At 53.3% G+C, this 12,518-nt stretch carries 10 protein-coding genes; all 10 read left to right on the top strand.

The features are described from left to right. Positions 1 to 58 precede the first annotated feature (58 nt). Entirely contained in the window at positions 59 to 2,218 is a 2,160-nt protein-coding gene (gene nrdD / locus I2H39_RS15730; RefSeq protein ID WP_195626951.1) for an anaerobic ribonucleoside-triphosphate reductase, read from the top strand. Position 2,219: 1 nt separating this feature from the next. Then, positions 2,220 to 2,756, top strand: coding sequence for an anaerobic ribonucleoside-triphosphate reductase activating protein (nrdG, locus tag I2H39_RS15725; protein ID WP_138309350.1), 537 nt, complete (start codon positions 2,220 to 2,222; stop codon positions 2,754 to 2,756). A gap of 88 nt (positions 2,757 to 2,844) precedes the next feature. Continuing rightward, positions 2,845 to 3,861, top strand: coding sequence for a LacI family DNA-binding transcriptional regulator (locus I2H39_RS15720; protein ID WP_138309349.1), 1,017 nt, complete (start codon positions 2,845 to 2,847; stop codon positions 3,859 to 3,861). A 330-nt stretch (positions 3,862 to 4,191) separates the two neighbouring features. Then, positions 4,192 to 5,256, top strand: a complete 1,065-nt coding sequence (locus tag I2H39_RS15715) for a sugar ABC transporter substrate-binding protein (RefSeq protein WP_138309348.1) — start codon at positions 4,192 to 4,194, stop codon at positions 5,254 to 5,256. A 123-nt stretch (positions 5,257 to 5,379) separates the two neighbouring features. Further along, entirely contained in the window at positions 5,380 to 6,897 is a 1,518-nt protein-coding gene (locus tag I2H39_RS15710) for a sugar ABC transporter ATP-binding protein (protein WP_195626950.1), read from the top strand. A gap of 5 nt (positions 6,898 to 6,902) precedes the next feature. Beyond that, positions 6,903 to 7,859, top strand: coding sequence for an ABC transporter permease (locus tag I2H39_RS15705; protein WP_138309346.1), 957 nt, complete (start codon positions 6,903 to 6,905; stop codon positions 7,857 to 7,859). Positions 7,860 to 7,872: 13 nt separating this feature from the next. Continuing rightward, positions 7,873 to 8,706, top strand: coding sequence for a transketolase (locus I2H39_RS15700; protein WP_195626949.1), 834 nt, complete (start codon positions 7,873 to 7,875; stop codon positions 8,704 to 8,706). Then, a complete protein-coding gene (locus I2H39_RS15695; RefSeq protein WP_138309344.1) occupies positions 8,699 to 9,637 on the top strand; it encodes a transketolase C-terminal domain-containing protein in 939 nt (312 codons plus the stop codon). The genes I2H39_RS15700 and I2H39_RS15695 overlap by 8 nt, the downstream gene beginning before the upstream one ends. Before the next feature lie 28 nt (positions 9,638 to 9,665). After that, a complete protein-coding gene (locus tag I2H39_RS15690) occupies positions 9,666 to 11,150 on the top strand; it encodes a glycerol kinase (protein ID WP_138309343.1) in 1,485 nt (494 codons plus the stop codon). 24 nt (positions 11,151 to 11,174) lie between these two features. Next, entirely contained in the window at positions 11,175 to 12,218 is a 1,044-nt protein-coding gene (locus I2H39_RS15685) for an NAD(P)-dependent alcohol dehydrogenase (protein ID WP_138309342.1), read from the top strand. The last annotated feature ends 300 nt before the right edge of the window (positions 12,219 to 12,518 follow it).

Raw genomic sequence — 12,518 nt, 5'->3', positions numbered from 1 at the left:
CGTTTACCTGAAGACAGGCAGCGTGGGAGAGCATTTGGATAAAAGGAGTGTAGTGACGATGAAAATTATTAAGAGGAATGGCGCAGAAGAGGACTTTGACAACAATAAGATAGTGGTGGCCGTGGCAAAGGCCAATGCGGCTGCCGGAAAGAGCAAGCTGAGCCTGGAGCAGATTAAGGACATTGCGGATTACGTGGAGTACAAATGTGAGAAGCTGAACAGGGCTGTGTCCGTGGAGGAAATCCAGGATATGGTGGAGAACCAGATTATGTCCACCGGCGCCTTTGAGCTTGCAAAGGACTACGTGAGATACCGTTATCAGCGCTCCCTTATACGCAAGGCCAATACAACGGACAACCGCATCCTGTCCCTGATTGAGTGTAATAATGAGGATGTGAAGCAGGAAAATTCCAACAAGAATCCAACGGTCAACAGTGTGCAGAGGGATTACATGGCCGGGGAGGTCAGCAAGGACCTGACCAAGAGAATGCTCCTGCCCCAGGACATTGTGGAGGCGGACAAGGAGGGTATCATCCATTTCCATGATTCCGATTATTTTGCCCAGCACATGCACAACTGCGACCTGGTGAACCTGGAGGATATGCTGCAGAACGGCACGGTTATCAGCGAAACCAGGATTGAGAAGCCCCACAGCTTTTCCACGGCCTGCAACATTGCCACCCAGATAATTGCCCAGGTAGCCAGCAACCAGTATGGCGGGCAGAGCATCAGCCTGGCCCACCTGGCTCCTTTTGTGGATGTATCCAGGAAGAAAATATACGCGGAGGTACAGGAGGAGGTAAAGACCTTTGGCTGCGCGCCTTCTGAGGAAGCCATCCATCAGGTGGTGGAAAACAGGCTCCGCAAGGAGGTTACAAAGGGGGTCCAGACCATCCAGTATCAGGTCATCACACTGATGACAACCAACGGACAGGCTCCCTTCCTGACCGTGTTCATGTACCTGAATGAAGCTAAGAATGAACGGGAGAAAAAGGACCTGGCCATGATTATCGAGGAGACTCTGAAGCAGCGCTACCAGGGAGTGAAAAATGAGTCAGGCGTATGGATTACACCGGCATTCCCCAAGCTGATTTACGTGCTGGAGGAGGATAATATCAACGAGGGAACCGAGTACTATTACCTCACTGAGATGGCTGCGAAATGTACGGCCAAGCGCCTTGTCCCCGACTATATTTCCGAGAAGAAGATGATGGAGTTAAAGGAAGGCAACTGCTTCCCTGTCATGGGCTGCCGCAGCGCCTTAAGCCCCTGGAAGGACCAGGAGGGCAATTATAAATTCTACGGCCGTTTCAACCAGGGCGTGGTGACCATTAACCTGGTGGACGTGGCCCTGTCCTCGGGGGGCGATATGGATGCCTTCTGGAAGATATTTGACGAGAGGCTGGACCTGTGCTACCGTGCCCTGATGTGCCGCCACAACCGTCTGAAGGGCACCCTGTCGGATGCGGCTCCGATTCTCTGGCAGAACGGCGCCCTGGCAAGGCTTAAGAAGGGGGAGACCATTGACCGGCTCCTTTACGGCGGTTATTCCACCATTTCCCTGGGATATGCAGGACTCTATGAGTGTGTCAGGTATATGACTGGAAAGTCCCATACAGACCAGGCGGCCACTCCTTTTGCCCTGGAGGTCATGGAGTATATGAATCAGGCCTGCAACCGCTGGAAGGACGAGACAAACATCGGATTCAGCATCTATGGTTCGCCCATAGAGAGCACCACCTATAAGTTTGCCAAATGCCTTCAGAAGCGCTTTGGCATCATCGAGGGCGTGACGGACAGAAGCTATATCACCAACAGCTACCATGTGAATGTTTCCGAGGAAATTGATGCCTTCTCAAAGCTTAAATTTGAGTCCCAGTTCCAGGCCCTTTCCACCGGAGGAGCCATCAGCTACGTGGAAGTGCCCAACATGCAGAACAATATTCCGGCTGTGCTGGGAATCATACGGTATATCTACGACAATATCATGTATGCGGAACTGAACACCAAAAGCGATTTCTGCCAGGAATGCGGGTTTGACGGCGAGATTCAGATTGTGACGGATGAGAGCGGCAAGCTGGTATGGGAATGCCCCAAGTGCGGCAACCGGGATGAGAACAAGCTGAATGTGGCCAGAAGGACATGCGGTTACATCGGAACCCAGTTCTGGAACCAGGGCAGGACCCAGGAAATCAAGGAAAGGGTGCTCCATTTATAAGATGAATTACGGTACAATTAAAAAAAATGATATCGCCAACGGCTCAGGCGTGAGGGTATCCCTGTTCGTATCAGGGTGTACCCATCACTGCCCCGGCTGCTTTAATGAGGAGGCGTGGGATTTTTGTTTCGGGAACCCTTTTACAGAAAAGACCGCGGGGGAAATCCTGGACGCACTGTCTCCGGATTATATAGACGGCCTCACCCTTCTGGGGGGAGAGCCTTTTGAACCGGAAAACCAGATGGCGCTGGTGCCTTTCCTGGAAAAGGTAAGGGAGCGTTATCCGCAGAAAACCCTTTGGTGCTACACGGGGTACACCCTGGAAACAGACCTTCTAAGGGACAGCCGGGCCAGGTGCGGGTATACGGACCGGATGCTGTCCATGATAGACGTGCTGGTGGACGGGCGTTTCGTGGAAGCCCTTAAGGATATCAGCCTTCCCTTCAGGGGGTCATCCAACCAGCGCATCATAGACCTTAAGGCCACCCTGGAATGCGGGAGCGTGAAACTGCTGGAAATGGGAAACGGAAGAATCTGAGATACAATGGGGGATGCCTTTTACTATTGCAATTTAGTTAATAATTTAGTAAAATCAACTTAACTGCAAGGCAAAGGGGGGTCCGGAAATGGCGCTGAGAGCAAAAGACATAGCGGAAATGCTGGGGGTGTCCACGGCTACGGTTTCGCTTGTTTTAAATAACAAGCCGGGCGTGGGCGAGAAACGCCGTCAGGAAATCATACAGAAGATAAAGGAAATGGACTGCGGATACATGTTAAAGGAGCAGAGAATTAATAATGGCTCCATCGGTTTCGTAGTCTATAAACGGGAGGGGAGCATCGTGGATGAGTCCCCTTTTTTCACATATATCCTGGAGGGAATCAATAACCGCATCAACCACTACGGATATACCCTTAACTTCCTCTACATCAACAAAACCATGCCTAGGACGGAGCAGGAGCACCAGATAAAATCAGGAGGGTATAAGGGGCTCATCATTTTCGCAGTGGAAATGTACTATGACGACCTTCAGCTTTTTAAGGATTCCCAGATTCCCTTTGCCATCCTGGACAATTCTTTTCAGGAAAACGATGTGGATGCCGTGTCCATCAATAATGTGCAGGGCACCAGCAAGGCCGTGGCATATCTGTGCTCCATGGGGCACCGGGAGATAGGGTATATCCGGAGCAAGGTCAGAATCAACAGTTTTGACGAGCGTTACAGTGCCTTTAAGCATAAGCTCAGAAGTCTGGGAGGCATCTTCAACAAGGAGTATGTCATTGATGTGGGGTACTCGGAGGAGGGTGTGAAACAGGATGTAAAGAAGTACCTGGAGGGCCGCAAACACCTTCCCACGGCATTCTTTGCGGAAAATGACCTGATTGGGTGCAGCGCAATCAGGGCCATGCAGGAGTGCGGATACCGGATTCCGGAGGACATATCCGTGGTGGGGTTTGACAACCGGCCCATCAGCACCCTGGTGGAGCCTCAGCTGACCACCATCAATGTGCCCAAGGACATATTCGGACCGGCTGCCGTGGACCTGCTGATTTCCCGGCTGGACCAGGGCAGGGAACAGTCCCTGAAGGTGGAGATAGGCACCAGTCTGGTGAAACGGGAAAGTGTGAAAAAAATAACAGATTAAAACAAAGCAAAAACAGAAGACGGACAGAGCATGTACGGCATTTAATGCTGTATATGCTCTTTTTTTGTCAGAAGTCACAATATACTAAATATTATTAAGTAAAAATTGTTAAAATTTTGTTTTTAATTTAATTAAATTAATTAAAATTTAGTCAAATACTATTGACACCAAGGGAATAACCTGTTATATTACGTGTAACAAGCACAATGAAACCTGTAAACACAGAGAATAAATGGTTATAATGCACAAATACATGACTTAATAAAATTTAGTTAAATCATAAAGCATAGGTGCATAAACTGTTTTCTCACATCAAAAAGGAGGAACAAAATGAAAAAAAGGTTATTCAGCATCCTGTTGACCGGTATGGCGGCACTGAGCCTGGCAGCCTGTACGTCCAATGGACTGGAGGCAGCATCCACCACCAATGACAATGCCAGGGAGGCGGAAGCAGGAACTGAGAAAAAGGAAGGCATCAGCGTTTACTGGGTGGGAAAGACACTGAACAACCCGTGGTGGATTTCCGTATCTGATTTTGCACAGCAGACAGCGGATAACCTGGGTGTGGACCTGACCATTGCCATTCCCCAGGAGGAGGTGGACCTGGAAAAGCAGGTGTCCATGATTGAGGCGGCCATTGAAAAGAAGGCGGATGCCATCGTGGTCTCGGCGGCCAGCTCAGACGGCGTGATTCCGGCCATCAGGAAGGCCAGGGAAGCGGGAATTAAAATCGTGAACTTTGATACGCGAATCAGCGATACAAGCGTTATAGATGCCTTTGTGGGCGGCGACGATGTGGCCGGGGCATACAAGGCAGGCAAGTACATATGCGAGCAGCTGGGCGGAGAAGGCGAGGTTGCCATTATCACAGGGCTTATGGAACAGTCCACAGGCGTTGACCGCCATGCAGGATTCATGGAGGCATGTGCCGAATACCCGGGAATCAAGGTGGTTGCGGAACAGGGAGCAGAGTGGTCCAGCGACAAGGCGGCTGACGTCACAACCAACATCCTTACGGCAAACCCCAATGTGAAAGCCATATTTGCCTGCAACGACCAGATGGCAGTAGGAATGGTCAATGCGGCCAAGGCAGCGGGCAAAAAAGCCGATGATTTAATTCTGGTGGGCTATGACGGAATCCTGGATGCAGTGAACATGACCATGGACGGCGACCTGGATGCGTTTGTGTCTCTTCCAAACCTGGACGAGGGCGCCATGGGAGTAAAGCTGGCCACGGCCCTGGTCATGAACAGCGATTACCACTATGACAGGGAAATTCTCTATGACTGTACACTGGTTACAGGCCAGTTTGTGGACGGGCTCACGGACCAGACCATTTATGAGTACGCGGCAGAACGGTTCCCGCTCAGAGGACTTACCGAGAAGGGATATTAAAATCAGGGAACAGCCGGGAAAAGGAAGGCAGGCAGAAAGCCGGGAGAAGAAAGCCGGGCGGAACAGTCAGGCAGAAAGCCAGGAAGAACAGCCCCGGAAACGGGCGGATTGGAGAAGTAAGATATGGAACATTCCAAACCTATATTGGAGTTTAAGCATATTGTGAAGGAATTTCCGGGTGTCAGGGCCCTGGACGATGTTTCCATGGACTTCTATGAGGGCGAGGTCGTCGCCCTCATGGGAGAGAACGGAGCAGGCAAATCCACGCTGATGAAAATCTTGAGCGGCGCCTATACACGGGACAGCGGGGATATTATCCTGGACGGCCGGTCCCTTCCCAAACAGTATTCCACCCTGGAGGCCAGGGGCTTTGGCGTGGCAATTATCTATCAGGAGTTAAGCCTTATGTCGGAGATGAATGTCATGGAAAATGTATATGTGTCCCATGAGCCCAGGCGGGTGGGAAACCTGATTGATTTCGGGAAGATGTACAGGGATACCAGGGAGCAGCTGGTAAAGCTGAACGCGGGACATATTGACCCAAGGCGCCGGGTGGGGGATTTGTCCCTGCCGGAAAAGCAGATGGTGGAGATAGCCAAGGCACTGGCCGTGGACTGCAAGGTACTCATCATGGACGAACCCACCACCTCCCTGACCCATGAGGAGTCGGAGCAGCTATTTGAAATCATTGCAGCCTTAAAGGCCAGGGGAATCACCACCATCTACATATCCCACCGCCTGGACGAGATATTCCGGATATGCGACAAGGCAATCGTCATGAGGGACGGGAAGCTGGTGGGCTCCTCCGATGTAAAGACCAGCACGCCGGACGATGTAATTATGATGATGAGCGGCAAGGTGCTGGGCCGGCCCATGGGAGGCGGACGCACCAGACGGGATAAGGCGGGAAGCATTCCCCTTCTGGAGCTGGAGCATATAACAGACGGCGGTTTTATTCAGGACCTGAACCTGACGGTCTATGAGGGTGAGGTGCTGGGAATCGGAGGACTGGTGGGGTCCAAGCGGACGGAGCTGGCCAGGATGGTATGCGGGGCAGACCCGTTAAAGGGCGGTGTGATTAAAGTCTCCGGAAAGGTCCGGCGGATTGCGAATACCAGACAGGCCATTGACGCGGGGCTGGGGTACCTGAGTGAGAACCGCAAGGAGGACGGCCTGTCCCTGGGACTGAAAATAGAGGAAAATACCATCCACTGCGATATGAGGGCGGTCAGCGCCCGCGGATTCATGAACTGGAAAAAAGTCCGGCAGGTATCGGACCGTTATATAAAGATGCTTAAGACCAAGGGCACATCCGCCACCCAGGTGGTAAATTTAAGCGGGGGAAACCAGCAGAAGGTGGCCATTGCCAAATGGCTCCACGCGGGCTGCAACCTTCTCATCTTTGATGAGCCCACAAGGGGCATTGACGTGGCCGCTAAGGCGGAGATACACCAGCTAATCAGGGATTTTGCGGCCCAGAAGGGGAAAGCGGCCATTGTCATTTCCTCTGAGGTCAATGAGCTGGTGTCGGTCAGCGACCGTATCATCGTCATGTCCAAGGGCCAGATAACCGGTGAATTGGAAGCGGAAGAGATAGAACAGAACAATGTGCTCAGGCACATTACGACGAAGGGAAGGTAAATGCAGTGGATAAAGCTAAGAATATTTCATTGAAAAAACTTTTGACAGGAAGCCTGGGAACCGTTCTGGGGCTTGTCATCCTGGTAGTGGTGTTTACCGCTCTCAGCAACATATTCCTTACCCCCAGCAATATCAGGAACATACTGATTCAGAGCGGCACCAATGCCATTATTGCGGTGGGCATGACCTATGTAATCATTTCCGGAAACATTGACATTTCCGTGGGCGCCTCCCTTGCGTTGTCCTCCTGTGTGGGCGCCACCCTTATGGTAAAGACAGGCAATGTGGGACTGGGAATCACGGCGGTGCTGCTGACCGGTATCCTGCTGGGACTGTTCAACGGCAGCCTGGTGGCTTATCTGGGATTTCCTCCCTTCATCGTGACCCTTTCCACCATGTGGCTGTTCAGGGGAATGGCGTACCTGTATACGGGAGGCCAGGCAGTGGTGGGCCTTCCCCAGGGCATGACCAGCTTTGCCATGGGAAGCATACTCTACATACCCAATATTGTCTGGCTCATTGCCATTGTCTATATTATAGGGCACGTGGCCCTGCAGAAGACCACGGCGGGCCGCAAGGTTTGTGCGGTGGGCGATAATTCAGAGTCTGCAAGGCTCTCCGGCATCAACGTGAAACGGGTTACATTGGCAGCCTTTGTGCTGTCGGGCTTCTGCGCCGCGCTCAGCGGCATCGTGTACATGGGACGTCTGAATTCAGGCCAGCCCATTGCAGGCCAGTCCTATGAGATGTATGCAATTGCCGCCGCTGTCATTGGAGGCGCCAGCCTGACAAAGGGCGGAATCGGAAGCATGGTGGGAACCCTGATTGGAGCCATTTTCATCTCCGTACTCCAGAATGGGCTTACCATCCTGAATGTAAACACATACTGGCAGCAGGTCTGCATGGGCGTGGTCCTTTTGCTGGCAGTGGGTCTTGACCGGTTCAGGAAGTCGGTAAAATAAAGGGGGAAAAGGAATGAACGAACTTAAGGTCCTTTCATATGACTTGAGGAAACATGTACTGGATATGATTGTCGCGGGAAAGGGAGGACATATCGGAGGCGATATGAGTGTCATGGAGATACTGGTGGAGCTGTATATGAAACAGATGAACATAAGCCCTGAGAACCAGGACCATGACACCCGCGACCGTTTTGTGCTCAGCAAGGGGCATTCCGTGGAAAGCTACTATGCGGTATTGGCAGAAAAAGGATTCTTTCCTATAGAAGAGGTTATCGCCACCTTCAGCAGGTTCGGCTCCGAATTCATAGGACATCCCAACAACAAGCTGCCTGGAATTGAGATGAACTCAGGCTCCCTGGGCCATGGCCTGCCTGTGTGCGTGGGAATGGCCATGGCGGGAAAGATGGACCGGAAGGACTACCGCGTCTATGTGGTCATGGGGGACGGGGAACTGGCAGAGGGCTCTGTGTGGGAGGGAGCCATGGCAGCCAGCCATTATCATCTGGATAACCTGTGCGCCGTGGTGGACAGAAACCGGCTGCAGATTTCAGGGTGTACGGAGGATGTTATGGGCCACGATGATTTGCATGAGCGGTTTTGCAGCTTTGGGTGGCACGTGATTGACGTGGCGGACGGAAACGACATTGACCAGCTGGACGCTGCCTTTGAGGAAGCAAAGACTGTAAAGGGAAAACCGGCTGTACTCATTGCAAACACGGTAAAGGGCTGCGGCTCTCCTGTGATGGAGAATAAGGCCGGTTGGCATCACAAGGTTCCAACGCCGGAGGAATATAATGAAATCATCCGCGATTTTGAAAAAAGGAAGGAGGCCCTGCTTCATGAATAAGATACCCAACAGAAAGGCCATCTGCGATACGCTGATGGAGGCTGCGAAGGAGGACCGGGATATTGTGGTGCTGTGCAGTGATTCCAGGGGGTCAGCATCCCTGACGCCTTTTGCGGATGCCTATCCGGACCAGTTTGTGGAGATGGGAATTGCAGAGCAGAACCTGGTCAGCGTGTCCGCCGGACTTGCAAAATGCGGCAAGAAGCCCTTTGCTGCTTCCCCGGCCTGTTTCCTCAGTACCAGAAGCTACGAACAGATTAAGGTGGATGCAGCTTATTCCAACACCAATGTAAAGCTTATCGGCATCAGCGGAGGCATCAGCTATGGAGCGCTGGGCATGAGCCATCATTCGGCCCAGGACATAGCGGCCCTGTCGGCCATCCCCAATATGAGGGTATATCTGCCCAGCGACCGTTTCCAGACAGCCTGTCTGGTGAAGGCGCTGCTAAAGGATGATAAGCCTGCCTATATCCGTGTGGGCAGGAATGCGGTGGAGGATATCTATGAGGAGGCAAATGTACCCTTTGTCATGGATAAGGCCACAGTGCTTTCCAGGGGAAGTGATGTGGCAATCATTGCCTGCGGCGAGATGGTGAAGCCTGCGTTGGACGCCGGGAGGCTCCTTGGGAAATCCGGAATCAGCGCCGGCGTGATGGATATGTACTGCGTGAAGCCCCTGGACGGGGAAGCGGTCAGAGAGGCTGCCTGGGGCGCCAGGCTGGTGGTGACCGTGGAAGAACACGCTCCCTTCGGCGGGCTGGGTTCCAGGGTAAGCCAGGTGGTATCCGCATGCTGTCCCAGGATGGTGGTAAATCTCAGCCTTCCGGACGAACCTGTAATCACCGGCACATCGGACCAGGTGTTTGAACACTACGGCCTTACGGGCCAGGGGATTGCCGGTACGGTGCAGGAGCTTCTGGGGCGGCTTTAAGCGGAGGACCGGGCGGAAGGGAGAAAAAATGGATAAACAGTATCTTTTATCGGTTGACCAGAGTACCCAGGGAACCAAGGCCCTGCTGTTTGACAGGGGAGGAAACCTGATATGCCGCGGGGACCTGCCCCACCGGCAGATTATCAACGAGGCAGGCTGGGTTTCCCATGATTTAAATGAAATCTATGCCAACACCCTTAAGGTGGTGAGGGATGTGATTGAAAAGGCCGGGATTCACAAGAGCCAGGTGGCCGGACTGGGAATCAGCAACCAGAGGGAGACTTCGGCTGTCTGGGACAGGACAAAGGGCCGTCCCCTGGCGGACGCCATTGTATGGCAGTGCTCCAGGGCAAAGGATATCTGCGCCCGGGTGGAGGAATCGGGAAAAGCGGAATGGGTGCGCCGGACAACAGGAATCAACCTATCCCCCTATTTCCCTGCCTCCAAGCTGGCGTGGTTTATGGAACATGTGAAGGAAGCGCCCCAAAAAGCGGCCGAGGGCCAATTGTGCCTGGGAACCGTGGACAGCTACCTGGTCTACCGGCTGACAGGGGGAACATCGTTCCTGACGGATTACTCCAATGCCTCCAGGACCCAGCTGTTCAATATTCACAGCCTGAAATGGGATGAGGGGCTGTGCAGCCTGTTTGGAATTCCCATGGACGCCCTGCCCAGGGTATGCGATTCCAATGCGTGGTTCGGGGACACGGACTTTGAGGGATATTTCGACGAGCCCATTCCCATCCACGGCGTGCTGGGGGATTCCCACGGCGCCCTGTTCGGCCAGGGCTGTCTTGAAAAAGGAATGATTAAGACCACATACGGCACAGGTTCCTCCATCATGATGAATATTGGCAGCAAGCCTGTCATAAGCACCCATGGCGTGGTTACCTCCCTGGCCTGGGGCATGGACGGCAGGGTGAACTATGTGCTGGAGGGAAATATCAACTATACAGGGGCTGTGATTACCTGGCTGAAGGATGATTTAAAGCTCATATCCTCTGCCTCTGAGACAGAGGAGCTTGCCGGGCAGGCCAGCGGGGAGGATACCACCTATCTGGTGCCTGCGTTTACTGGCATGGGGGCTCCCTACTGGGACAGCGAGGCAAAGGCCGCTATTGTGGGAATTACCCGCAAAACCAGAAGAGCGGAGCTGGTGAAGGCCGGTCTGGAGTGTATTGCCTATCAGATTGCAGATGTGGTGGGCGCCATGAGCCGGGATGCGGGGATTCAGATTGAAGAGCTCCGGGTGGACGGAGGCCCCACCAGGAACCGCTGCCTGATGCAGTTCCAGAGCGATATACTGGATATCCGGGTCCTTGTGCCGGATGCAGAGGAACTGTCGGGCATCGGGGCAGCCTATGCAGCCGGTCTGGCACTGGGATTCTTTGACAAAAGCATTTTCGGGAAAATGAAGCGCAGCGTGTTTGAGCCGGGGATGGACCGTGCTGTCATGCAGAGAAAGCATGAAGGCTGGAAACATGCGGTGGAAAGCGTACTGACCAGAAAATAATCATAATGAAAGAAGGGCTAAGAGATGGAAGGAACAATGAAAGTAGCAGTTATGACAGGTAAAAAGAAAATGGAGTGGAGGGAACGGGAGATTCCCCAGCCAGGCCCGGGGGAGCTTCAGATTAAACTGGAGTATGTGGGCGTGTGCGGCTCCGACCTGCATTTTTACTCAGAGGGCCGCCTGGCCAACTGGGTGCCGGAGGGCCCCCTGGTCCTGGGCCATGAGCCGGGCGGAGTGGTGAGCGCAATCGGTGAAGGCGTGACTGGTTTTGAGATTGGGGACCGGGTGGCCCTGGAGCCGGGGGTTCCCTGCGGTCACTGTGAGGACTGCCTTAAGGGGCACTACAACCTCTGCAGGTCCGTACGGTTTATGGCTATTCCCGGCGAGAAGGACGGGGTGTTTTCCGAGTACTGCACCCATGCGGCCAGCATGACCTTCAAGCTTCCGGACAATGTATCCACCATGGAGGGCGGCCTGATGGAACCCCTGGCAGTGGGAATGCACGCGTGCGAACTGTCGGGTGCAAAGCTGGGCGAGACAGCAGTGGTACTGGGGGCGGGGTGTATCGGACTGGTCACCCTCATGTCCCTAAAGGCAAGGGGAGTCAGCGAGGTATATGTGGCGGATGTGCTGGATAAGCGTCTGGAAAAAGCCATGGAGCTGGGGGCTGCCAGGGTATTTAACAGCAGGAATGAAAACATAGAGGAGTTTGTGAAAACCCTTCCGGGCGGCGGCGTGGACCAGGTCTATGAGTGCGCCGGAAACCGCGCCACCACCCTTCAGACATGCCGCCTGATTAAGAGGGCAGGTAAGATTACCCTTGTGGGTGTTTCCCCTGAGCCGGTTCTGGAACTGGATATAGCCACGCTGAATGCCATGGAGGGAACTGTTTACTCGGTGTACCGTTACCGCAACCTGTACCCCTCTGCCATCAGCGCTGTCAGCAAGGGGCTTATCCCTCTTAAGAAAATCGTATCCCATACCTTTGATTTTAAGGATGTCATCGAGGGCGTGGATTACAGCCTGAACCACAAGGACGAGGTAATCAAGGCAGTCATCAAGATGTAACGGATGCAGCAGGAGAGGAATGATAAAACAGAATATATGGTGCAGGATACATATAACCGGATGTTTCCGCTGGGGATGCCCTCCTGGCGGAAGCATCTTTTTGTTTATTTTATATATCTGGCATAAGGCCCCGGTATCCGGGTTCGCCGTATTGCGTTTGGCGCCCGCCGTACCGCATCCGCCTTTTGCCAATCCCGGCCGCCGGGTCATTGACGGAGGGTGGGGATGATGATAGAATACATATGATACAGTTCAGAACGAAAGAGACGGCAGTGCACACGGCCGCCGGGAGGGAATGAA

It is taken from the genome of Clostridium sp. 1001283B150225_161107_B6 (assembly GCF_015556325.1).
In the GTDB taxonomy this organism is placed as follows: domain Bacteria; phylum Bacillota; class Clostridia; order Lachnospirales; family Lachnospiraceae; genus Enterocloster.
Note: the sequence above shows the minus strand (reverse complement) of the source record. Positions and strands in the feature narration are given on the sequence as shown.